Origin of the sequence: Methylocella sp., assembly GCA_037200525.1 — a bacterium.
Lineage (GTDB): Bacteria > Pseudomonadota > Alphaproteobacteria > Rhizobiales > Beijerinckiaceae > Methylocapsa.
Map to the genome: position 1 here is coordinate 1872828 of JBBCGG010000001.1, position 23793 is coordinate 1896620.

A 23793-nucleotide genomic window follows, 5' to 3' on the forward strand; every position below is an offset into this window, starting at 1 on the left:
AGTCCCTGACTTCTCGCATCGATGATGCGTCGATTGAAAGCTAGCGTTTTATTCCGTCACGGAGATTTCCGCGACGCGGCCTTTTGGATGCGAAAAAAATGACCGCACTTGCAAGCACAGAAAGCCTATCCCGCGCCGCGTCCGTGCAAAAAGTCCTCACGAAAGGCGGCATCGAGGCCTGGCTCGTCGAGGATTACGCGGTGCCTCTCGTCGCCGTCGAATTCGCTTTCAAGGGCGGTGCCTCGCAGGACCCTGTCGGCAAGCCGGGGGTTGCGACCCTCCTCGCCGGTCTGCTCGACGAAGGGGCCGGGTCCTATGATTCCGAGGGTTTTCATCGGGCGCTCGATGAAGACGCAATCGAACTGTCTTTTTCCGCCGATCGCGATGTTTTGAGCGGCCGGCTGCAGACGCTGTCGCGCAATACCGCCCGGGCGTTCTCCCTGCTCCGGTTCGCGGTGCAGGAGGCGCGGCTCGACGCCGAGCCGTTCGAGCGGGTGGTGAGCCAGATCGTGGCAAGCCTCAAGCGCGAGGCGAACGAACCAGATTACGTCGCGAGCCGCACCTTTCGCGCCAAGTCATTCCCGGATCACCCCTATGGCCGGCCCGTGCGCGGCGATCTTTCGAGCCTGCCCGCATTGACGAGAGCCGATCTCATCGAGATGCGCAGAGCCGTCTTCGCGCGCGATGCGCTGAGGATCGCCGTCGTCGGCGCCATCGACGCCGCGACGCTCGCGCAGCATCTTGATGACGCATTCGGCGCTCTGCCCGAAAAATCCAGTCTCGCTGTAGTCGCCGATGTTGCGTTTTCCGGCGAGGGAGAGCGCTTTGTCGTCGACATCGACGTGCCGCAATCGACGATCCGTTTCGGGCGGCAGGGGCTACCGCGCAAGGACCCCGATTTCATCGCGGGAACCGTCGTCAATCATATTCTCGGCGGCGGGGTGTTCTCGGCACGACTCTTCCGCGAAGTGCGGGAGAAACGGGGCCTTGCCTATTCGGTCTATTCGCAGCTCGTGACTTACGATCACGCCGCCGTGCTGATGGGAGGCACCTCGACCAAAAACGAACGCGCCGCCGAATCGATGGGGGTGATCGAGGCCGAAATCGCGAGCCTCGCAAACCTCGGGCCGACCGAGGAGGAGCTGAGCAAGGCCAAGAACTATCTGATCGGCTCTTATGCGCTGCGCTTTGACACCTCGACGAAGATCGCGAGCCAGCTCGCCCATCTGCAACTCGAAGGATTCGGCGTCGACTATCTTGACGAGCGCAATAGATTGATCGCGGCGGTGACCTTGGAGGACGCCAAACGCGCCGCCAAGCGCGTGTTCGGGGACGCCAAGCTGCTGGTCGCGGTCGCCGGCCGTCCGGAAGGGATGTGAGGCGGACGCCTTCGGGCGCGAAATCTCCTCCGCAGATCCGCGAGCGCTCTCGCTGGCGCGCAACCTAATTCCGGCTGGCGCGGGTTAGACTCTGCGACGAAACAAGTGAGTTGTGCGGTTTGGCGATTGACGCAAGCTGCGCGCTGTACTCCACAATTCATCGCTAGGTGCGTATCCCGCAGCAGAATAGTCACTCATGCCTCGAGACGGCCGCCTCAAAGCCTGCTCGAGATGAGGGGTAGTGAAAGCAAGAGCGCCATGCCGATTCGCCGTCTTGATCCTGTGCTTGTCGATCGCATTGCGGCCGGCGAGGTTGTCGAGCGGCCGGCTTCCGCTTTGAAGGAGCTGGTCGAAAATGCGCTCGACGCCGGGGCGACGCGCATCGATATCGCGATCGAGGCGGGCGGCCGGAAATTGATCCGCGTCATCGATAATGGCTCCGGCATGTCGGCGGAAGATCTCGATCTCGCCGTCGAGCGCCATGCGACATCGAAACTTCCCGATGGCGATCTCTCGGCCATCGCGACCTTGGGCTTTCGCGGCGAAGCGCTGCCTTCGATTGGCTCGATCGCCACGCTCGAGATTTTTTCGCGGCCGGCGGGCGCGCGAGAAGGCGCCAGAATTCGCGTGGATCAGGGGCTGAAGAGGCCCGTCGCGCCGGCCGCCCAGCCGCAAGGCACGCGCATAGAAGTGCGCGATCTCTTCGCGGCGACGCCGGCGCGGCTCAAATTTCTGAAAAGCGATCGCGCCGAGGCGCGCGCCGCCGCCGATGTCGTCGAGAGGCTGGCCATGGCCCATCCGGGCGTGCGCTTCAGCTTTGCCGGCGCGGATGCCGCAGGCTTCGACCTTGCGGCTTGCGGCAATGGGGAGGATGGCCTGTTGACGCGCCTGTCGGCCATTGTCGGCCCCGAGTTTCGCCCCAATGCGCTGCAGGTCGAAGCCGAGCGCGAAGGTTTCGGGCTCGAAGGCTTCGCCGGACTGCCGACCTGGCATCGCGCCAACGCCTCCGCGCAATATCTCTTCGTCAATGGGCGCCCCGTGCGCGACAAGCTTCTGGTTGGCGCGGTCCGCGCCGCTTATATGGATTTTGTGCCTTCCGGCCGTCATCCGGCGCTGGCGCTGTTTCTGACCTGCGACCCGCATCAGGTTGACGTTAATGTCCATCCGGCCAAAGCCGAAGTGCGGTTTCGCGATGGCGGCCTCGTCCGCGGCCTCATCATCGGCGCGTTGAAACAGACTTTGCAGGCGGCGATGCACCGCGCTACCCCCGCCAATGGCGCGGCGACGCTTGATGCGCTGGCGCGTCGCGTCGCGCCTTTCTCCGCCTCCGCCTCCTATCCGACATATCGCGCTCCGCCGCAGGCGAACTGGGATTGGCGTCAATCGCCCGCCGCTCCATCGATGTCTCACAGCGGTTTCGCCGAGTCAGCGCCGCCGGCGTTCGATACGCTCGCCGGCGGCGTCTCCTTCGATGCGCGCGCGCATGAAGAACCGCCCTCGCGAGAAAACAGCGAAGCGCCGCTTGGGGCTGCACGGGCGCAAATTCACGAAACCTATATTGTCGCGCAGACTGTCGATGGCATCGTCATCGTCGATCAGCATGCCGCGCATGAACGTCTCGTTTACGAGCGCCTGAAGGCTGCGCGCGCCGATAAAGCCATCGAGCGTCAGGCGCTGCTTGTCCCGGTGATTGTCGAAATGGCGCAGAGCGAGGTTGAGCGCGTCAAGGACGCGGCCTCGCTGCTCGCCGAATTTGGCCTCGTCATCGAGCCTTTCGGGCCTGGAGCGATCGCAGTCAGCGAAATGCCGGCTTTGCTCAAAAGCGCCGATGCGACGCGCCTTGTGCGCGATCTCGCCGCCGCGCTCAGCGAGGATGACTCCAGCGTCGCCTCGCTGGAAAAGCGGCTTGACCATGTGCTCGCGACAATGGCCTGCCATCATTCGGTGCGCGCCGGCCGTCATCTGCGCACGGAGGAAATGAATGCGCTGCTCCGCGAAATGGAGCGAACGCCCGGCTCCGGCCAGTGCAATCACGGCCGTCCGACCTATGTCGAATTAAAGCTCTCCGACGTCGAAAGGCTATTTGGCCGCAGGTGAGGCTGGCCCCGCTTCAGGCGCGCCCGGCAGATAGTCGAACTTCAACAAAGGCCGCAGCATCTCCGCCGGGAAATCGCATTGATAAGATCCTTCGACATAGGCGCCGAGCGCATAGGGGTCGAACGTCACTTCCGCGGCGTTTGCCGAGATCGTCCATCGCGTCAGATCGCTAACGCTGTTTTCGATCTTCTTCTTCTGGTCCTCGGCGCTTATGACGTCGAACGGCGCATCCGGTATTTTCTCATGCTTCTGCTGCTTGATTTGATCGAGGCACGAAGCGACGAATTTTTCTTGCGCGCCCGGCTCGAACAGATCTGAAAAATGCAGCTCTTTTCCGGTCTCCATGTCGATCGCAAAGTTCGACGTGCTCGAATTGCCGTGCGCGCCGCCGGAAAAATCATAAAGTTCGACGTGGGCCGAGGCGAATTTCGGCGAGACGAATGGCGCCGTCACATCGAGTTGGTAGGAATAGACCATGTTCCGCTGGATGTCGCTTTGCTTGCTGGCGGGAACCTCCTTCAAAAGATCGTCGACCTTGGCGTTGAATAGCTTTTCGCCGGGAAGATTCGGATCTGCGAATTTGACCGCATTGACGTCGATGTCATATTCGTTCGGCTTGCCGACATGCTGGACCAGCACGGGAACGAGCCTTTGCCCCGTTCCCGGCCCGCTCTGCGGTTCGCCTTGCAGAAAGGCGCGCCTCTCCTGCGCCTCCTTGGCGATGCATGAGGCGATGGCGCCATCTCCCTCTCGGCTCCCGCAAATATAGCCGCGGCGTTTCAGCCATCGTCTCTGCGACGTCACAAGCGTGGCTTTCTCGGTCGGCGAAAACGAAAGCGCCAGCGCATTATAGGCTTTGGTCATGGCCTCATCTGCGGCGCTCGCCGCCGGATCGGCGCAGATTGCTTTCTCTTCGGCTGTTTTGGCTGCTGCGCAATCGAGCGCCACGGCCGGAAACGTGGCGAGCGCGCCTGCTATGAAGGCGGCGGCAAACTCAAACCTTATGTGCATTGGGGCGGCCTCGCTCGACGAATCGCATGAAGATAGCGTGGAATAGACCCGAAATCTTGGCCAGCGCTGACAAAACTTGAAATTGGCGGCGCTTGAAATGATAAGGAGGCTGCGTCCGGCTCATTCCGGCGCTGGCGCGGATAAGGAATTGCGGCGCGGCATGAATGTTCTTCTTCTGGGTTCGGGCGGGCGCGAACACGCCATTGCTCTGGCGCTCGTCAAAAGCCCGCAGCTGAATCAGCTTTTCGTCGCGCCGGGCAATCCCGGCATGATCGGCCTCGCGCGCCTCGCGGCGCTTGATCTTGCCGATCATTCGGCGATCGCGGATTTTTGCGCGGCGGAGAAAATCGATCTTGTTGTGGTCGGCCCCGAGGCGCCGCTTGTCGCCGGGCTTGTCGATGATCTCGCCGTTTCAGGAATCAAATCCTTTGGGCCGAGCAAAGCGGCGGCGCAGCTCGAGGGATCGAAGGGATTCTCCAAGGATTTTTGCGCTCGCTTTAATATTCCGACGGCCGCCTATGCGCGGTTTGAAGACGCCGCATCAGCGAAAGCCTATGTGCGCGAAAAAGGCGCGCCGATCGTCGTCAAGGCGGATGGATTGGCGTCCGGCAAAGGCGTCATCGTGGCGATGAGCGTCGCTGAGGCTGAGGCCGCGATCGATACGATGTTCTCCGGCGCCTTTGGCGCAGCTGGAGAGACCATCGTCATCGAAGAGTTTCTCGATGGGGAAGAGGCATCGTTCTTCGCCCTTTGCGATGGCGAACATGCGCTGCTCTTTGCTTCGGCTCAGGATCATAAGCGCGTCGGCGACGGCGAGCAGGGACCCAATACGGGAGGGATGGGCGCGTATTCGCCGGCGCCGATCATGGATGAAGCGATGAGCGCCCGGGTCATGCGCGAGATCGTCGAGCCAACCTTGAAAGGCATGGCGGCGATGGGGACGCCGTTCAAGGGCGTGCTGTTCGCCGGGCTGATGATCGGAAAAGATGGCCCAAAGCTCATTGAATATAATGTGCGCTTTGGCGACCCCGAGGCGCAAGTCATGCTGCCGCGTCTTGATGAGGACTTGCTGGCGCTGATGCTCGCCGCCGTTGAAGGCCGCCTGCCGCAACGCGCCGCGCGCCTCTCGCGGCAAGCAGCGCTCAGCGTCGTGCTCGCCGCCAAAGGCTATCCCGAGGCGCCGATCAAGGGCAGCGAAATCAAAGGCCTCGGGCGGGCCGAAGGGATGCCTTTCGTGATCATCACTCACGCGGGGACAAAAATCGACGGAGCGCGCCTCATCGCGGATGGTGGCCGAGTGCTTAATGTGACGGCGCTCGGCGAGAACATAGCCGAGGCGCAGGCCCGCGCTTATGCGGCGGTCGACGCCATCGATTGGCCGGGTGGATTTTGCCGCCGCGATATTGGTTGGCGGGCTTTGAAACTATTCTCCGAGGGCTCTCGTAAAGACTGACATGCCGGCAGGACGCCGGCGCGTCAGAGCATGATCACAAAAGCTTTGGCTTCTCAGGGAGAATCATGCTGCGAAACAACCGGACAATAATCGACGATCGCCGACGCATGCAATCCAACGGCGTGATCCATGTGATCAACAAGGCGCCGCCGCCCCGATTGAATCCGAGCCCGTCGCGTCGACGAACAAGATCTGCGTATCGCCGAAGCGACGCGTCTCGCGCAAGGCAAAACCTTGCGGCAGCGCGACTTCGCCTTGCGCCGTTTCCTCAATCAGAACCAGCGCATCCTTTTCGAGCCAACCGCCATCCCGCAGCGCGGCGAGCGCAGGCGGGGCGAGACCCTTGCCATAGGGCGGATCGAGAAACGCGATGTCGTATCGCTCGCCCTCCGGCGCGCGCCCGAGCTTGCGGGCGTCGCGGCGCATTAGGCGCGCAGACTGGCCAACGCCCAGCGCCTCGATATTTGCGCGGATGATGGCATTGGCCTCCGCGCCTTGATCGACCAGGAGGGCGAAATCGGCGCCGCGCGATAGAGCTTCAATTCCGAGGGCGCCTGTCCCCGCGAAAAGATCCATCACCCGCGCGCCTTCGATCGGCGCGTCATAGGCATGAACGAGGATATTGAACAGGCTCTCGCGCAGGCGGTCCGACGTCGGACGGATCGCGTCCGAGGCGGGACCCTTTAACGTGCGCCCTTTGAAACGGCCGCCGACGATGCGCATTGGTCATCAATGCTTGTCGCGCGGACCGCCCTTGCCGAGCCCTCTTGGCCCGCGCGGCGGTCCGCCTGCTTTGCCTGTCGGACGCTTGTCTTTCCCGCGAAATCCGGCCGCTGCGCCGGCGCCGCGCGGACGCGCGTCCGACGCCTCGCCTCGCGCCGGCTTGCTTGAAGGTCCAGATCGCACGCCGGAGGATTTTTGCCCAAACGGCTTTGCCGCGCCAAATCGCTTTGGCGCATTTTCGCGGCTTGCCCGGACATCCGTTCTGGAGCGATCCTTGTCGCCATCATAGGGACGCCGCGGCCTCTTGGCCTGCTCCTCATTATGGGCGCGATTCTGACCGCGTCCGGCGGCATGGGGTTTCTCTCCGCTTGCGGCCCTTGGCGAGCGCTCATGTCTTGGCTCGCGCTTCGCATCTTCCCGCGAATGTTCCCTGCGATCATCAAAAGTCCGGCGCGGCCTCTCCGCCTGCTCATCGCTGCGAACGCGATCTTGATAGCGAGCGGAAGGCCGGGTTTCGCCCGAGGCGAAGCGCGGCGGTTTCCGTCCTTCGGCCATATCCGCTCCGCGCCCTTGTCTTGGCTCTTGCGAGCGATCCTTGCGGGCGGGGAAGGGCGATGGACTTCGCTCCGCTCCGCGCTCGGGCCGCTTCGGGGCGAAGCCGCGCGTTTTGCGCTCGGCCTCAAAGCGGCGGCCATTGCGCGTCGTCGGGGCGGCCTTGTCCTGGTTTTTGCCTCGCGGCTGATCGGCGACGACCAGACGCTCGACCGGCACGGTGCGGCCGCTGCGGTCGGCGGTCTCGCCGCGTTCGATCCTTTTGCGGCCCGCGCGCTGTTCGACGCTATCGGCGCGCAGCGTCGAAATATGTTTGCGCGGACCCGGCGTCGGCTTGTTTCGCGCCTGCGTCCGCGGTTCGGGCGCCGGCTCGCGCGAGCGATCGTTGCGCGCGCTCCCATAGGCGCTCTTTGCGCGAGCTGGGGTCGCGCGCCGATCCGCTCCTTGCTCGGAGCTTCTTGCGCGGCCCTGCTTCTGACGCGGAGGTTCGGCCGCCTGCGCGGGCTCGGCCTCGCCCCCGGTCGGGCTGGTAAAATCGACCTCTGCGGCCTCGGCGAGAGTTGGCCCCAGCTGATCGCGCAGCATGCGGGTTCGAACCTCTTCGACGGCGCCTTCGGCGAGATCGCCGAGCTGGAACGGTCCAAACGACAGGCGGATGAGACGGTTGACCTCAAGACCGATATGTTCGAGCACGCGCTTGATTTCGCGATTCTTGCCTTCGCGAAGGCCAATGGTCAGCCAGCTATTGGCCCCCTGCGCGCGATCGAACCTCGCATCGATTTCCGCATAGTCGACGCCATCGACCGTGACGCCGTCGCGCAAGCGATCGAGCTCGCTCTGGTCGGTTTGACCTTTTGCGCGCACGCGATATCTCCGCACCCAGCCAGTCGAAGGAAGTTCAAGCACCCGAGCGAGGCCGCCGTCATTGGTCAGCAGCAACAGACCCTCGGTGTTGATGTCGAGGCGGCCGACGCTGATGACGCGGGGACCCTCTGGCCAATTGCGGCGCAGAAAATCAAAAATCGTCTCCCTGCCTTCGGGATCATGATCCGTGGTCACGAGACCGCGTGGTTTATGGAACATAAACAACCGCGTGCGCGCGCGGGGGGCGAGCGGCGCGCCGTCGACCGTGATCTTGTCATCGTCGCCGACGTTGACGGCTGGACTGGTCAGCACGACGCCGTTGAGCGCGACGCGCCCCTCGCTGATCCAAGCTTCCGCATCGCGGCGGGAACAGGCTCCGGCTCTCGCCATGACCTTGGCGATCCGCTGCAGGGAGTCGGACGCGTCCTCGCCGCCCGGCTCAGTGACAGCCTCGCGCTTTGGTTTGCGCTCGGGTTCGGACAAGGGAGCCAATTTCTTGCGCGGCAGACGGGACTTCGCCGCCTCGCCGTCGCGGAATCGGGGCGCTCCGCCGGACGCCCTGAGAGGGGCATCCCCACGCGATGGCCGAGGGCCAGGCTTTCGCGCGCCCCCGTCATCGCGCGACCCGCGTTCTAGGCGGGCAGGTCGTTGGCGGGCTGGTGGATGGTCTTTGGTCGTGTCATCGCTCATATATCCCAATAACAGAATGTGAACCGAAAGGGGAACTAAGACTCTGTTGGAAAAATGCCGCTCTCGCTCCAGGGACCGGACAAAGCGGCGCGATAATTTCAAAACAGTTTGAGCATTTGGGGCGCGATCGGGAATGCAGAGAGACACAATCGATCCGATGTCTTGCGCTTTCCTCGAGGCGAAAGACGCCTTCGCGCGCGGCGAGGTCCCCATCGGCGCCGTTATCATGCATGAGGGAAAAATCCTCGCCCGCGCCGGCAACCGGACGTTGCAGGATCATGATCCAACTGCGCATGCCGAGATCTTGGCCATCCGCTCGGCCTGCCGGACGCTTGGCTCGCAAAGGCTGGCCGGCTGCGACCTCTATGTAACGCTCGAGCCCTGCGCCATGTGCGCGGCGGCGATTTCCTTCGCCCGCGTGCGACGGCTCTATTGGGCGGCCGCCGATCCAAAGGGCGGCGCGGTGGACCACGGGCCGCGTTTTTTCGCGCAGCCGACCTGTCATCATGCGCCTGAACTTTATGGCGGCATCCGGGAGAGCGAGGCGGCCGAGTTGTTGCGCCAGTTTTTCGCGCTGCGGCGCTGAGATTAAAGCATCAGGCTCTGGCTGGCTCCGACAAAAAGGCCAGCAACGCCTCCAGCGTCGCCTCCGGGTTTTCCTCGGGCAAAAAATGGCCGCCCTTGATCGCTTGACCTTGGACGTTGGAGCCCCATTGCCGCCAGATGTCGAGCGTCGAAGCGTCTCCCCCTCCGAGTCCCCGCGCGCCCCAAAGGATGCAGAGCGGAGCGGAGATCTTCTTGCCGGCCGCTTGATCGGCTTCATCGTCGCTGCGGTCAATCGTCGCGCCGGCGCGGTAATCCTCGCAGGTCGCGTGGATGCGGGAGGGCTCATTGAAGGCCGCGCGATAATGGGCGAGCGCGCGGGGATCGAAGGCTGAAAGATTCTTCGCGTTGGTCCAGCTCGCCAGCGTGTAATCGATGAACGCCAAAGCGGAGGCGCCGATGAGCGCTTCCGGCAGAGGCTCCGGCTGCGCCAGAAAGAGCCAGTGATAACCCTTCATGGCTTCGGCAGCATCGAGGCTCCGCCACCGCACGGCGGTCGGTATGATGTCGATCAGGGCGAGCTTTTCCAGCCGTTCCGGATGGTCGAGTCCGAGACGATAGGCAACCCTTGCGCCGCGATCATGCCCGACAAGGCTGAAGCGAATATGCCCGAGCTGCGCCATGACGGCGATGGCGTCTCCGGCCATAAGGCGCTTGGAATAGAGCGCGCCATTTTTGCTCGCCGGCGCGCTGGACCAGCCATAGCCGCGCATGTCCATCAGCACGACGCGGTAGCGTTCCGCGAGTTTCGGCGCGACCTTGTGCCATTCGACATGGGTTTGCGGATAGCCGTGCAATAACAGCAGGGGCGGCCCTTCGCCGCGGGCGCGGACGAAGAATTTTCCTGCATCCGTATTGATCCAGTGCGTCTCGAAGCCCGGAAAAAGATCAGCAAGGTCGGCCATACAAGAATTCCCTTTTTCTGCGGCTAACGTGATATAGGCTGGCGCCAGGGTTGGACTTGACATTCGAACCCGCGAATTCTTAATCGTCACCAATCTCAGGCTGGGCGCCGCATGACTGTCAAGCCAAAGCTAAATGTTCTCCTTTGCGCCCCGCGTGGTTTTTGTGCGGGCGTCGTTCGCGCGATAGATGCGGTGGAGGAAGCCCTTCGGATTTACGGCGCCCCCGTCTATGTGCGTCACGAGATAGTCCACAATAAATATGTCGTCGAAACGCTGAAGGCGAAGGGCGCCATTTTCGTCGAGGAGCTCGACGAAGTGCCGGATACCTTGCAGCCGGTGATTTTTTCCGCGCATGGCGTGCCGAAATCTATTCCGAAACAGGCCTCGGCGCGCGAGATTTTCGCCATCGACGCGACCTGCCCGCTGGTCACAAAGGTCCATCGCGAAGCTGAACTTCATCATAGGCAGGGCCGTCAGGTTCTTCTCGTCGGTCATGCCGGACATCCCGAGGTGGTCGGCACTTTGGGCCAATTGCCGAACGGCTCCATTCTTCTAGTGCAAACTCTTGAGGACATTGAGAATTTACAGCCGGAAGACGAGAATAATCTCGCTTATGTCACTCAGACGACCTTATCGATCGATGACACGCGCTGCATGGTCGAGGCTTTAACGCGCCGGTTCCCTCGCATCGTCGGACCGCACCGCGAGGATATTTGCTACGCGACCACCAACCGCCAGGAGGCGGTGAAGCGGATCGCCCCGATCGTCGACGCCTTGATCGTCGTCGGCTCTTCCAATTCGTCCAATTCGCAGCGGCTGAAGGAAGTGGCCGAACGTTCCGGCTGCAAACTCGCCCGACTGGTTCTGCGGGCCGAGGATGTCGAATGGGACTTGTTCCGCAATATTTCCTCGCTCGGCATCACTGCCGGCGCTTCCGCGCCGGAAATTCTCGTTGAAGAAATCATGGACGCCTTCGCTCAGCGCTTCGAATTGCATGTCGAGTCCGTCTCGACGGCGGAAGAAAGCGTGTTCTTCCCACTTCCGCGCGAATTGCGTCAGGCGGCGGTCTAGGCGCGGGGGCATGATTGCCCGCGCGGCATGACGCGACCTTCAGCTATCCTCATCGCCGGACCGACGGCGAGCGGTAAATCCGCGCTGGCGCTTCGCATCGCCCTCGCCAGCGACGGCGTGTTGATCAACGCCGATTCCATGCAGGTCTATCGCGATCTGCCCATCTTGACCGCGCGCCCCGGCCTCGAAGATGAGGCGCGGGCCCCGCATCGTCTCTTTGGTCATGTCGACGGCGCCGTCAATCATTCAGTCGGCCTTTGGCTGGAAGATGCGCGAATTGCTCTCGCCGAAGCGAGGCAAAGCGGCCGCACGCCAATTTTCGTCGGAGGCACCGGCCTCTATTTCAAGGCGCTGACGCAGGGGCTCTCCGATATTCCGGCGGTGCCCGATGAGGTGCGCGCGCGTCTCCGCTCCGAAGCGGCGGGTGTTTCCCCGGCGCGCCTCCACGCCCAACTCGCCAGCCGCGACCCTTTGATGGCCGCGCGGTTGCGGCCGACCGATCCGCAACGGGTGCTGCGCGCGCTTGAGGTTTTTGAGGCGACGGGGCAAAGCCTCGCCTCGTTCCAGGGTTTTCGGACCCCGCCCTTGCTCGATATGATGGACGCCCGGCCGATCTTTCTCACGCTGGAGCGCGACGCGCTAACTCGCCGCATCAACCAGCGCTTCCGCGCCATGCTCGACGCTGGCGCGTTGCAGGAGGTTTCGCGCCTGCGTGAGCGCCATCTCGATCCGGCTCTTCCGATCATGCGCGCGCATGGCGTTCCTCATCTTATCGCCCATCTCAACGGCGAAATATCGCTGAGCGAGGCGGCCGAACTGGCGGAACGCGATACGCGGGCCTACGCCAAGCGCCAGCACACCTTCGCGCGGCACCAACTGGCGGATTTTAAGTGGGCGAATGAGGCGGAGGCCGAGGCGTTGGCGCTGGCTTAGCCGGTCGAGCCGTCCGAAGAGTCTAATGCCGCCAGAATATGATCTGCCCGACAGTGAGCAAAATTTCGGCGACGATCAGCACGACGATCGTCGCTTCCAGCCGAGTGGCGCGATCGGCGTCGATCATATCGGTCAGAATGCGCGCGGTTTCGACGATCATGTCGAGCTTGCGCTTCAACGTTTCGGCGCGCTCCTTCAATTCATATTCGTCTTCAAGACGGGCGTAGAGCCGCTCAAGATCGGGACGATCCCACAGCACGTCGGGCTTTTCCTCGACTGCGACGCGGCCGGAAACGCGATGCTGGACGAGCAGCGTCTGGCCAAGCAGCTTCAGCATCGAGCGGCGTTTCCAGGGCGGGCGTCCATTGCGCGCAAGATCGGCGGCGAACGGCTCGACAATGTCGAAAACGGCGTTGACCTCGCGTTCGTCGCGGCCGAGCGACACGCTTTTGGCCAGCGCATCCGAAACGACGAGCAGGCGCTGCGCCGATAGATCTTTCATCGTGATGGCGCCGCCGGGCGGGATCTTGTCGTCGTGGTCCGGCGAAATTTCGAGGACGGCGGATTCGTCATGGACGTGCTGATGCGGGCCGGACACCCGCAATTTCACTTGTTTGAGAACATCGTCCTCTTCGAGCGGCGACAGGCCGATCATCACCGCGACGCCAAACCGGTAGAGAGCGACGAACCCATTGGACCCGACATGGAAGGCGAGCGGGGTCTCCGAAATCATGTCCGACCGCTCAAGGCCCGCCGCATCGATGCGGTCGCCGAGCAGGAGCGCCCTCGCGGTGGCGCGACGGACCGCCGGAAGGGCGGGGGTTGCGGGTTGCGTATTGGTCATGGCCTATCCCTATCGCACCGATAGGGGGTTTGAAAGGTCAGAGCCCCAGGAGTGCGGCCAAATGGCCGACATCGGCGGCGGCGAGATCGACGGGAACGCTGGGGGACGCCTCGCCGGGGCCTCCAGGGCCGTATTCATCGGGCCGCGCGATATGGGCGGTGCGAAGCCCACAGCGCGCTGCGGCGGCAAGGTCCGAACTATGCGCGGCGACCATCAGGCATGAGCTCGGCGGTAAATCCAGGGCCTCCGCTCCGGCGAGATAAACGCGCGGCTTCGGCTTATAATCGCCGGCGAATTCCGCGCCAAAGATGGCGTCGAAGCAAAAGCCATTATGCCGCGCGAGTTCGACGATAAGAGAAACATTGCCGTTCGACATCGGGGCCAGAATATATCGCCCGCGCAGCCGCGCCAGTCCCGCGGCCGCGTCGGGCCAGGCGTCGAGCTTATGCCAGGCGAGATTGAGGGCGGCGAGCGCCGCCTCGGGCGCCTTGGCGAGACCGAAGCGCGGCAGGATGCGGTCGAGATTTCGACGATGGATGAAGTCAAGCTTCGAGAACGGGATGCGTCCCGAGCGGATCTCCTCCATGCCGGTCTGATATTCGCCGCGCCATGCGTCGGCGAAAGCCGGCCAGTCCAAAGCATAGCCGAGCGGAGCCAAAATGGCCTCGGCTTGAGCGGCGACGCCGCTGCGCCAGTCAACCAAGGTGCCGAAAACGTCGAAAAATAAGGCTTTGATTTCGGAGTGGGGGGACGCGCCAGCCATTGCGCCAAAATAGCCGATTTTCGCGCCAACGGCTATGTTGACCGAGACCCCAGCGTCCGCTATAGCGTTGGAAATCATTTGTAAGGGCGACCTGTGAAACTCTCTCTTATTGTACCATGCGCGCCGGAGGCGGGGCGGAGATAGCCTCCGTTTTCCTGACGCTGGCGCATATCCGAGGCCCCCTGGGGCCTTTTTTATTGCTCGAATTTCTGATCAAGTCGCATCCTGGGAGCTTTAGGATATGTCCAATCTGATGACCGGCGCAGAAATGGTCGTCCGGGCGTTGCAGGATCAAGGCGTCGAGACGCTGTTTGGCTATCCGGGCGGCGCGGTGCTGCCGATCTATGACGCTTTGTTTCATCAGAACCAGCTGAACCATGTGCTGGTTCGCCATGAGCAGGGAGCGGCGCACGCGGCTGAAGGCTATGCGCGCTCAAGCGGCAAGGTCGGCGTGCTTCTCGTGACGTCGGGTCCCGGCGCAACCAATACGATCACCGGCTTGACCGATGCCTTGATGGACTCGATTCCGCTGGTTTGCATCACCGGTCAGGTGCCAACCCATCTCATCGGCTCGGACGCTTTCCAGGAATGCGATACGGTTGGCATCACCCGCCATTGCACCAAGCATAATTATCTCGTGCGTCAGATCGAGGACTTGCCGCGGGTGTTGCACGAGGCCTTTTACGTGGCGCAGAACGGCCGTCCGGGTCCGGTCGTCATCGACATCCCGAAAGATGTCCAATTCGCGATCGGCGCGTACATCGGGCCGCATAAAATCCAGCATAAAACCTATAAGCCGAAGCTCGAAGCCGACCCGGAGAAAATCGAGCAGGCGGTGGCGATGATGGCCGCCGCGCGGCGTCCGGTCTTCTACACGGGCGGCGGCATCATCAATTCCGGCGTTGAGGCCTCGCGCCTGCTGCGCGAACTGGTCGATCTAACCGGATTCCCCATCACCTCGACCTTGATGGGCCTTGGCGCCTATCCGGCCTCAGGCGAGAAATGGCTTGGCATGCTTGGCATGCATGGCACGTTCGAAGCCAATAATGCGATGCATGATTGCGATCTGATGATCGCGATCGGCGCGCGCTTCGATGACCGCATCACCGGGCGTCTCGACGCCTTTTCGCCGGGGTCCAAGAAGATCCACGTCGATATCGATCCGTCCTCGATCAACAAGAACGTCAAGATCGATCTCGGCATTATCGGCGATTGCACTCATGTGCTGCGCCAGATGATCGATGTCTTCCGCGCCGAAAAGGCGACGCCGGACGCTGGCGCGCTGAGCAAATGGTGGGCGCAGATCGAGCAATGGCGCGCGCGCAAATCGCTCGCCTTCAAGGCTTCGAACAAGGTGATCAAACCGCAATATGCGGTGCAGCGCCTCTATGAGCTGACCAAGGCGCGCAATCCCTATATCACCACCGAAGTCGGCCAGCATCAGATGTGGGCGGCGCAGCATTATCGTTTCGACGAGCCGAACCACTGGATGACGAGCGGCGGCCTCGGCACCATGGGCTATGGTCTGCCGGCGGCGATCGGCGCGCAGATGGCGCACCCCGAAGCGCTCGTCATCGATATCGCCGGCGAGGCTTCGATCCTGATGAACATGCAGGAGCTTTCGACCGCCGCGCAATATCGTCTGCCGGTCAAGATCTTCATCCTCAACAATGAATATATGGGGATGGTGCGGCAATGGCAGGAGTTGCTGCACGGCGGCCGCTTCTCGCACAGCTATTCGGCGGCTCTGCCCGATTTCGTCAAACTCGCTGATGCCTATGGTGCAGTTGGGATTCGCTGCTCCAATCCGGCCGATCTCGACGCCGCGATCATGGAGATGATCGACACGCCGCGCACGGTCGTGTTTGACTGCATCGTCGATAAGACGGAAAACTGCCTGCCGATGATCCCATCGGGCAAAGCCCACAATGAGATGATCATGCCCGATGACGACGACGATATCGCCGGCGTGATCGACTCGGCCGGCAAGATGTTGGTGTAACGCGATGAACGCTCCCACCGCTCCTGCGGCGCCCCTCTCGCCTTATTCCTCGGCCGTCGGCAAATCGAACATCGAGGTGCATACGCTCTCGGTTCTGGTCGATAATGAGCCTGGAGTGCTCGCGAGGGTCGTCGGCCTGTTTTCTGGCCGCGGCTATAATATCGAGAGCCTGACCGTCGCCGAGGTGGCCCACGCCGAGCATTTGTCGCGGATCACCATCGTGACCTCGGGCACGCCGGAGGCGATCGAACAGATCGGGCATCAGCTGGAGCGCCTCGTGCCGGTGCACAAGGTCACGGATCTGACGTTGCGCGGCAAGTCCGTCGAGCGCGAGCTGGCGATGATCAAAGTCGCCGGCAAGGGCCAGGATCGCGAGGAGGCGCTGCGTCTTGCCGACGCATTCCGCGCCCGCGTCGTCGACGCCTCGATCGAAAGCTTCGTTTTCGAGCTCACCGGCGCCGTCGACAAGATCAACCAGTTCGTCGAACTGATGCGGCCAATTGGCCTCGTCGAAGTTTCTCGCACCGGGGTCGCCGCGATCTCGCGCGGACCCAATCCGATATGAGCCGCGATCGAAGATCGTTTTGACCTCGGCCGCCGCGCCGCCTAAAAGAACCCAGCCACCCACCGTCTTCAGCCGCGAAGAGACGCGGAGCAAAGAGGAAACGTCACGTCATGCGCGTTTATTATGATCGGGATGCCGACATCAATCTCATCAAGTCCAAGAAGGTCGCCATTGTCGGCTATGGCAGCCAGGGTCATGCGCATGCGTTGAACCTCCGCGATTCTGGCGTCAAAGACGTTTGCGTCGCCCTGCGCGAGGGCTCGGCCTCGGCGGCCAAGGCGAAGGGCGAGGGCCTCGACGTCAAGAGCGTCGCCGACGCCGCCAAATGGGCCGACGTCGTGATGCTGCTGACGCCGGATGAATTGCAGGGCGATATTTATCGCGACTATCTCGCCCCCAACCTGAAGCAGGGCGCGGCGCTTCTGTTCGCGCATGGCCTCAACATCCACTTCAATCTCATCGAGCCGCGCAAGGATCTCGACGTCGCGATGGTTGCGCCAAAAGGCCCCGGCCATACCGTGCGCTCCGAATATAAGCGCGGCGGCGGCGTTCCTTGCCTGATCGCGATCGCGCAGGACGCTTCCGGCAATGCGCATGATCTGGCGCTTTCCTACGCCTCTGCGATCGGCGGCGGCCGCGCCGGCATTATCGAAACCTCATTCCGCGAGGAATGCGAAACCGATCTGTTCGGCGAGCAAGTTGTGCTCTGCGGCGGCCTCGTCGAACTCATCCGGGGCGGGTTCGAGACTTTGGTCGAAGCCGGTTATGCGCCGGAAATGGCCTATTTCGAGTGCTTGCACGAAGTGAAGCTCATCGTCGACCTCATCTATGAGGGCGGCATCGCCAATATGAATTATTCGATCTCGAACACGGCCGAATATGGCGAATATGTCTCCGGCCCGCGCATCGTGACGGCCGAGACAAAGGCCGAGATGAAGCGGGTTCTGAGCGACATTCAATCGGGTAAATTTACGCGTGACTGGATGCTCGAAAACAAGGTCAACCAAACCTCGTTCAAGGCGACGCGCGCCAAGGCCGCTTCACATCAGATCGAGGAAGTCGGCGGGAAGCTCCGTGCGATGATGCCTTGGATCGGCGCCAACAAGCTGGTTGATAAAGCGAAGAACTAAGCGCTCGCGGCGCTAGCCTCGAGGGAAGGCGCGCAGCGCTTGGACCGAAAGACAAGGCCTTCGGGACCAGATCGTCGCGCCGCGCATTTCATTCCGGCGCGGCGTCTGGCGGCCAGGGCAGAGCCTCGAAGGGGGCGAGAGCGGCGAGAATGTCGCGCGCGGCGGCGAGATGGGCCGGATTGTCGATGGAGAAGGTTTCTTCCGTCGCGGCCATCAGCAGAGCTCCGCGCGGGCGCTCGACGATGGCGGAGGGCGGCGGCGTAATCAGCGGCGCAAAGCGCGGCGATACATAGCTCATCCAGGCGAGGCGGAGATGGCGGGTTGTGTCGGAGAGATTCAGGATCTGCGCCGGATAGGCGGAGCAATAGGTTACATCGAAACTTTCGGAGAGCGCCAGGAGCGCCGCCTTGAAAACCGGAAAACTGATGATGCCGGGATCAGGGACGACTTGGTAACCAGTTCCGATTTCAGCGAAATTGCTCAATGCGGAGCCTGCTTTGATCCTCAAGTGAAGTGAGCCCGGATTGCTCTTCATGCTGTTGAATGTGCTGGGCCGATATCCATAGATTGGCGTCGGCTCGCCATCGTCCGCCCGCGCGACGCGCGAGGCTACCGCCGCCGGTAGATTCCCGCGCAAGGCGTCGAATTTCCTCGGCCGGTTGTTCAACCTAAAAATCCAATTGTCGTAAGCAGGATGGATTTGTTTCAAGCGATCGACGCAAGCGAGGAAATGAGCCGCAATCGCCTCCGGAGTCTCCACGCGGGGGCCCCAGGACGCAAAGATGCTGTAGTCGGGAGAAGTTATCTGAGTGATCAATATCGACTCTGCGCTCATTTGATTCTCAAATTCGGGTTGGGGGCGCCGACAGGGTCCGGTCGATAACGGACCTTGATCCGCTTAAGGTTCGCTTCTCGCTGAAAGACCCTTCGCGCCAAATCGGCCGCCGCTTGCTCATGGAAATACCATTCGATCCGCCGCCTCCCACTGGCCACGATCTGATCTTCGGCTTGCTTCGCCCACCGGTCGGCGAGGATGTCTTGGCCCCACTCTGACCTCATCATCTCCGCATAATGTCCCTTGGCTTCGATCATGGCGCCATCCGATTCGCGGCAATCGTCGAAGAAGACCGGCTTGCCTGTCGACGGGTCCATCAGGCTGAAAGCGAGCGCTGCCGGCAGCGGCGGCTGACGCTGCGGGTCGGCGATGCTTCTGACGAATTGCTCATATTGAACATCGAAGAGCTTGCGCCTGCCTGGCTTATGCGGTTCTGGCGCGGGACAGAGCTTTGGCTCCTCGCGCTTTTTGGCGTTGTGGATGGAGCAATTGGCGAACGCTGCCTGGGAAAGATGGAGCGCGCGATCGACCGCCGCGCTAGGCCGTGGTGACGAATTCGGCGTTTGGGGGATTCTCGCGAGGATCTTTCCATGATTCAAGGCTGATTTTTGGAGATCAGCCTTGATGATTCGGGATGTCGATGCGCTGCGAGACGATCAATGGGAGCGGCTTTGTGATCTTGTGCCAGGCGGAAGAGCCGGCCAGCGCGGGCCGCGCTGCGACAATCGACGCTTCGTCGACGCGCTGTTATGGATGGCCCGCTCGGGCGGCCGCTGGCGCGATCTGCCCGAACGCTTCGGCGACCATCAGGCGGTGAAACGCCGCTACTATCGCTGGATCGAGCGCGGCGCCTTGGACGGATTTCTTGAGGCATTCACCGCCGAGGGCCGATCTCGAATGGCTGATGATCGACTCAACAATCGTGCGCGCCCATCAGCACGCGGCCGGCGCAAGGATCGCCAAAGGGGGGCGGATGCCCAAGGCCTGGGCCGCTCTCGCGGTGGTTTGAGCACCAAAATCCACGCCGCGACAGACGCGCTCGGCAACCCCGTTCGGCTCCTTCTCGGACCTGGGCAGCGCAACGACATCACAAAAGCGCACGCCCTGATCGAAGGCTTTGCGGCCGATGCGATCATCGCCGATAAAGGTTATGACGCCAATCACTTGCGCAAGGCTGTTCTTATGCGTGAGGCTGAGCCGGTGATCCCATCAAAATCCAATCGCCGCGCGCTGCTCCCCTACGACAAGGCGCTCTACAAGGAGCGCAATCTCGTCGAGCGTTTCTTCAATAAACTGAAGCAGTTCCGGCGCGTCGCAACCCGATACGACAAGCTCCTCGCAAACTACCGAGGCTTCGTATTGCTCGCCGCTATTGCTATCATGCTCAGGTAATTCGTCACTACTGCCTAGGCCGTGGTGACGAATTCGGCGTTTGAGGGATTCTCGCGAGGATCTTTCCATGATTCAAGGCTGATTTTTGGAGATCAGCCTTGATGATTCGGGATGTCGATGCGCTGCGAGACGATCAATGGGAGCGGCTTTGTGATCTTGTGCCAGGCGGAAGAGCCGGCCAGCGCGGGCCGCGCTGCGACAATCGACGCTTCGTCGACGCGCTGTTATGGATGGCCCGCTCGGGCGGCCGCTGGCGCGATCTGCCCGAACGCTTCGGCGACCATCAGGCGGTGAAACGCCGCTACTATCGCTGGATCGAGCGCGGCGCCTTGGACGGATTTCTTGAGGCATTCACCGCCGAGGCCGATCTCGAATGGCTGATGATCGACTCAACAATCGTGCGCGCCCATCAGCACGCGGCCGGCGCAAGGATCGCCAAAGGGGGGCGGATGCCCAAGGCCTGGGCCGCTCTCGCGGTGGTTTGAGCACCAAAATCCACGCCGCGACAGACGCACTCGGCAACCCCGTTCGGCTCCTTCTCGGACCTGGGCAGCGCAACGACATCACAAAAGCGCACGCCCTGATCGAAGGCTTTGCGGCCGATGCGATCATCGCCGATAAAGGTTATGACGCCAATCACTTGCGCAAGGCTGTTCTTATGCGTGAGGCTGAGCCGGTGATCCCATCAAAATCCAATCGCCGCGCGCCGCTCCCCTACGACAAGGCGCTCTACAAGGAGCGCAATCTCGTCGAGCGTTTCTTCAATAAACTGAAGCAGTTCCGGCGCGTCGCAACCCGATACGACAAGCTCCTCGCAAACTACCGAGGCTTCGTATTGCTCGCCGCTATTGCTATCATGCTCAGGTAATTCGTCACTACTGCCTAGAAACTCGGCTTCAAAACGCTCGATCGCGCCCACCAAAACTCCCATCCAAACGATTCACATCGAGGATCAAGGTGCGAGCGCGGGGTGGTTTTGCCAAAACAACCATCAACAAAAATGCGAGGCAAAGCTGTGCGATTGGTGCGGGGACGGCGCTCGCGAACTAAATTATAGCTGGAGCTCAGCGTTAGGCGCCTAACCCTTCGCGTCCGAATTGCTGAACAGGAATGGCGCCACATCGCGCACGCCTGGCGCGCGACCGATGGCGTAAGGCATCGGCCGGCAGACGGCCATGGCCGAAAGGCCGACTCGCGCCGTCAACAGTCCGTTGAGAACGCCTTCGCCGAGCCGCGCCGATAGCTTCGCGGCTATGCCGTGGCCGACGAGTTGCTGCAAAATGCTGTCGCCCGCGGCCATGCCGCCGGTGATCGCGATATGCGCGCCGATCGAGCGCAGCAGCTTTAGAAAGCCAAGCAGGCCGGGCCGCCCGCCATATAGCATCGAGATGCGGCGGATCAGCCGGATCGCTTGCGCTATGACGAAAAGAACGTCGATGATCGCTTTCGGGGCCAGCGCCGTCACCATCGAAACCCGTTTGGCCGCGCTGGCGATTTCCTGCTGCACTTGCGCGTCAAGCGGGATCACTAGCGTTCGTTCGGCGATATCGATGAGATCGCGCCCATCGACGATGTCATGGGCGAGGTCGCGCAAATGTCCGCGCGCGAGGGCGGTTTCCGGCCGCGCGGCATAGAGCGAGCTAAGTTCTCCGACGAGCCGCCGCGCCTCCTTGAAATCATCGGCCTCGCGCGCCTGCGCCAGCCCGATATGCAGTTCGGCGATGCGGCGCTGCCTCAAAACGCCGGCGACTTCCCGTCCGACGAGAACAAACAGCGCGAGCGCGGCAAGGCAGGCCAGCGCGAGGCCGACGACGCCGAGGGCCGGCGCGCGGTCGAACAGATCGTCAACGAGGCGGTTCAGCCAGAGGCCAAAGCTGAGCGCGACGAGCCCTCCGGCGGCGGACCAGAAGAGGCCGGTCCAAGACACCAGCCAATGGGCGACGACGCCCTGCTTTTGCGCGACTTCGACGGCGGCCTCATCGGAGTCGCCGGCTCCGAGCGCCGCTTCGACCTCGGCTTCATAGGGGTCGCGTTCGGGCTCGATGAGCACGGGCGCGCGGGGCTTCTCGGTGAAATCGGCGTCGCCGAGGTTCAGATCCTCGAGGCGAAATGCGCGCGGCGGGCGTCGTTGGTTTGGCTGCACAAAAGAACCTCTTGACGATCTGGAGCAATCGCTTCCGCGTCGATCATGCTCCACATCCCTTTGTTTCGACGCAAAATCCTATCCCAAAAGTCCGCAACTTTCCGCGATCATGCACCGATTCCTCACCGCAGTTTATCGCCGAGGAGAAACTGGAGCGCGCGGTCGAGCCGAATATGGGGCGGCGGAAGCAGGGTTCCATCCTCGGCGCGCGCAGCGACCGGCGGCCGGAAGCGGACGAAGCGATAATCGACTTCGGTCTTCCGCGCGGCCGAACGGCCGTCATTACGCGCCGGCAGGGGCGCGTCGCGGAAAACCGCTTTTGGATCAGCCGGGAGCTCGCCGGGAAAGATTGCCGCCTCGCTCTCGCCGTCGAATGTCTCGCCGCCGATTCGCTCCTCGTCCAGCGGCGTGCCGATGACGGCGTCGAGCGCCGGTTCGCCATGGCCGTTGACTTTGGCCTCGCGCGTCGCACGCACTGCGGCGAGCGCAATCACATCCACATCAGCCCCAACGGTCTCGGCGCGCGCGATCGCTCGTCCGGTCAGATAGCGCAAAATCGCTTCCAGCCGGTCGTGGCTGGTATGGTGTAAATGATCGGCCTTGGTCGCGGCGAAAAGAATTTTGTCGATCTTCGGCCGGAACAGCGACGATAAAAGATTGGTCCTCCCGGCGCGGAAAGCGGTCAAGACATCGCTGAGCGCAATTTCGAGATCGCGCATCGCGGCCGGCCCCGCATTCAGCGCGGCCAGAGCGTCGACGAGAACAATTTGCCGGTCGAGCCGCGAAAAATGGTCCCGGAAAAAAGGTTTGACGACATGCGCCTTATAGGCCTCGTAGCGGCGCTCCATCATGGCGGCCAGGCTGTCCGGGGCATAGATTTCTCCAGGCTCGATGGCGAGCGGGGCGAACGTCAAAGCCGGGGAGCCGGCGAGATCGCCCGGCATCAGGAAACGTCCCGGCGGCAGGCTGGAAAAGCTGTATTCGTCGGCCCGGCAGGCGCGCAAATATGTGGTGAAAAGCTCGGCGCATCGGCGCGCGTCGTCTTCATTGGCCTTGGCGCGGGGATCGATGCCCGCGGCGAAGCCGCGCCAGTGCGCCGCTAGCGGCGCGCGAGCCGCGCTCGACGAAGCGAGGATCGATTCCTGCGACCATTGCGCGAACGACTTGGCGAGAAGCGGCAAATCGAGCAGCCATTCGCCGGGGTAGTCGACGATATCGAGCGTCAGCGATTGCCGGCCGGCGCGAAGCCCGGTCTTTTGCTGATATTCAAGACGCAGGCGCAATTCGGAAATGCGCCGCGTCGACTGCGGCCAATGACGGGCCTCGACGCGGCCATCCGGCCCAGCCAGCGCATCAAGATGGTCCTCATAGGAAAAGCGGGGGACGGCGTCATCTGGCTGCGGCTCCAGCGCGCCGCTAATCAACCGCCCCTCGGCGTGAACGCGAAACACCGGCAGCGCATTTTTGCGCCCGCGCATGGCCGGGCTCGTCGCCTTGGTCAGATGTTCGATCAGGGCAGTGATAAACACCGTTTTGCCCGCGCGCGAAAGTCCCGTGACGCCAAGGCGAATATGCGGCCCGGCGGAATAGTCGATGAGGCTCTGCGCCACGGCGCGGGCTTCAAAAAAAAGATCGGAGAGCAGGGGCAAGACGGGGAGTCCGGATGACTATGCGAAGGTGGGCGCCTGCGCCCGCGCGTAAATGCGACAAACCAAAGGGATAGGTTCAAATCAAGCCTATTCGCAAGCATGAACAACTTTATCGCGTTGGGTGGAGGCGATTGCGAGCCGCGAGCGCGAGGCGATAGCTGGCGGCGGGCCGGAGCCGCTCGCGCTGCG

General features: G+C 62.4%; 20 protein-coding genes and 1 pseudogene. 11 read left to right on the plus strand and 10 right to left on the minus strand.

All coding sequences use genetic code 11. The features are described 5' to 3' along the window. Positions 1-98 precede the first annotated feature (98 nt). Positions 99-1379 (plus strand): pitrilysin family protein, encoded by a 1281-nt coding sequence (locus WDN46_09075; GenBank protein MEJ0093573.1) that lies wholly within the window; start codon positions 99-101, stop codon positions 1377-1379. 258 nt (positions 1380-1637) lie between these two features. Further along, positions 1638-3476, plus strand: a complete 1839-nt coding sequence (mutL, locus tag WDN46_09080) for a DNA mismatch repair endonuclease MutL (protein MEJ0093574.1) — start codon at positions 1638-1640, stop codon at positions 3474-3476. Here the strand turns inward: mutL and WDN46_09085 are convergent. After that, complete coding sequence (locus WDN46_09085) at positions 3459-4487, minus strand: lysozyme inhibitor LprI family protein (protein MEJ0093575.1); 1029 nt, start codon at positions 4485-4487, stop codon at positions 3459-3461. The two genes, mutL and WDN46_09085, sit on opposite strands and share 18 nt — an antisense overlap. A 160-nt stretch (positions 4488-4647) precedes the next feature. On the opposite strand from WDN46_09085, the gene purD reads away from it, so the two are divergent. Beyond that, positions 4648-5940, plus strand: coding sequence for a phosphoribosylamine--glycine ligase (gene purD / locus WDN46_09090; GenBank protein MEJ0093576.1), 1293 nt, complete (start codon positions 4648-4650; stop codon positions 5938-5940). Positions 5941-6075: 135 nt separating this feature from the next. Here purD and rsmD read toward each other — a convergent pair whose 3' ends face one another. After that, positions 6076-6663 (minus strand): 16S rRNA (guanine(966)-N(2))-methyltransferase RsmD, encoded by a 588-nt coding sequence (gene rsmD / locus WDN46_09095; GenBank protein ID MEJ0093577.1) that lies wholly within the window; start codon positions 6661-6663, stop codon positions 6076-6078. Positions 6664-6669: 6 nt separating this feature from the next. Beyond that, positions 6670-8562 (minus strand): pseudouridine synthase, encoded by a 1893-nt coding sequence (locus WDN46_09100; protein ID MEJ0093578.1) that lies wholly within the window; start codon positions 8560-8562, stop codon positions 6670-6672. Between the two features lie 340 nt (positions 8563-8902). On the opposite strand from WDN46_09100, the gene WDN46_09105 reads away from it, so the two are divergent. Beyond that, positions 8903-9355, plus strand: coding sequence for a nucleoside deaminase (locus tag WDN46_09105; GenBank protein MEJ0093579.1), 453 nt, complete (start codon positions 8903-8905; stop codon positions 9353-9355). A 10-nt stretch (positions 9356-9365) separates the two neighbouring features. Here WDN46_09105 and WDN46_09110 read toward each other — a convergent pair whose 3' ends face one another. Beyond that, positions 9366-10277 carry an alpha/beta hydrolase gene (locus tag WDN46_09110; GenBank protein ID MEJ0093580.1) on the minus strand — a complete coding sequence of 304 codons (912 nt, stop codon included), beginning with the start codon at positions 10275-10277 and terminating at the stop codon, positions 9366-9368. 111 nt (positions 10278-10388) lie between these two features. Here WDN46_09110 and ispH point away from each other — a divergent pair, with 111 nt between their 5' ends. Together ispH and miaA are read left to right on the plus strand one after the other, a co-directional pair. Continuing rightward, the gene (ispH, locus tag WDN46_09115) at positions 10389-11348 is read left to right on the plus strand and encodes a 4-hydroxy-3-methylbut-2-enyl diphosphate reductase (protein ID MEJ0093581.1); all 960 of its coding nucleotides are present in this window, start codon (positions 10389-10391) and stop codon (positions 11346-11348) included. Between the two features lie 27 nt (positions 11349-11375). Continuing rightward, positions 11376-12281: a tRNA (adenosine(37)-N6)-dimethylallyltransferase MiaA gene (gene miaA, locus WDN46_09120; GenBank protein ID MEJ0093582.1), complete on the plus strand. Its 906-nt coding sequence runs from the start codon at positions 11376-11378 to the stop codon at positions 12279-12281. A 22-nt stretch (positions 12282-12303) separates the two neighbouring features. Here miaA and WDN46_09125 read toward each other — a convergent pair whose 3' ends face one another. Then, positions 12304-13125, minus strand: coding sequence for an RMD1 family protein (locus tag WDN46_09125; GenBank protein MEJ0093583.1), 822 nt, complete (start codon positions 13123-13125; stop codon positions 12304-12306). A gap of 37 nt (positions 13126-13162) precedes the next feature. Beyond that, a complete protein-coding gene (locus tag WDN46_09130; protein MEJ0093584.1) occupies positions 13163-13966 on the minus strand; it encodes a haloacid dehalogenase type II in 804 nt (267 codons plus the stop codon). 163 nt (positions 13967-14129) lie between these two features. On the opposite strand from WDN46_09130, the gene WDN46_09135 reads away from it, so the two are divergent. From WDN46_09135 to ilvC, 3 genes are all read left to right on the plus strand, one after another. Further along, the gene (locus tag WDN46_09135) at positions 14130-15890 is read left to right on the plus strand and encodes an acetolactate synthase 3 large subunit (protein ID MEJ0093585.1); all 1761 of its coding nucleotides are present in this window, start codon (positions 14130-14132) and stop codon (positions 15888-15890) included. Between the two features lie 4 nt (positions 15891-15894). Beyond that, the gene (gene ilvN, locus WDN46_09140) at positions 15895-16455 is read left to right on the plus strand and encodes an acetolactate synthase small subunit (protein MEJ0093586.1); all 561 of its coding nucleotides are present in this window, start codon (positions 15895-15897) and stop codon (positions 16453-16455) included. Positions 16456-16565: 110 nt separating this feature from the next. Beyond that, positions 16566-17585, plus strand: coding sequence for a ketol-acid reductoisomerase (gene ilvC, locus WDN46_09145; protein ID MEJ0093587.1), 1020 nt, complete (start codon positions 16566-16568; stop codon positions 17583-17585). Positions 17586-17673: 88 nt separating this feature from the next. On the opposite strand, the gene WDN46_09150 is transcribed toward ilvC, so the two are convergent. Both WDN46_09150 and WDN46_09155 read right to left on the minus strand, forming a co-directional pair. After that, positions 17674-18420 carry an Imm52 family immunity protein gene (locus WDN46_09150; protein ID MEJ0093588.1) on the minus strand — a complete coding sequence of 249 codons (747 nt, stop codon included), beginning with the start codon at positions 18418-18420 and terminating at the stop codon, positions 17674-17676. Next, entirely contained in the window at positions 18417-19019 is a 603-nt protein-coding gene (locus WDN46_09155; GenBank protein ID MEJ0093589.1) for a hypothetical protein, read from the minus strand. Before WDN46_09155 ends, WDN46_09150 begins: the two co-directional genes overlap by 4 nt. A 25-nt stretch (positions 19020-19044) precedes the next feature. On the opposite strand from WDN46_09155, the gene WDN46_09160 reads away from it, so the two are divergent. Together WDN46_09160 and WDN46_09165 are read left to right on the plus strand one after the other, a co-directional pair. Next, positions 19045-19812: an IS5 family transposase gene (locus tag WDN46_09160; GenBank protein MEJ0093590.1), complete on the plus strand. Its 768-nt coding sequence runs from the start codon at positions 19045-19047 to the stop codon at positions 19810-19812. 101 nt (positions 19813-19913) lie between these two features. Beyond that, positions 19914-20680: pseudogene (locus WDN46_09165) on the plus strand (IS5 family transposase). A gap of 210 nt (positions 20681-20890) precedes the next feature. Here WDN46_09165 and WDN46_09170 read toward each other — a convergent pair. Both WDN46_09170 and WDN46_09175 read right to left on the minus strand, forming a co-directional pair. After that, a complete protein-coding gene (locus WDN46_09170; protein ID MEJ0093591.1) occupies positions 20891-21955 on the minus strand; it encodes a TIGR01620 family protein in 1065 nt (354 codons plus the stop codon). Positions 21956-22077: 122 nt separating this feature from the next. After that, positions 22078-23604 (minus strand): YcjX family protein, encoded by a 1527-nt coding sequence (locus tag WDN46_09175; protein MEJ0093592.1) that lies wholly within the window; start codon positions 23602-23604, stop codon positions 22078-22080. Between the last annotated feature and the right edge of the window lie 189 nt (positions 23605-23793).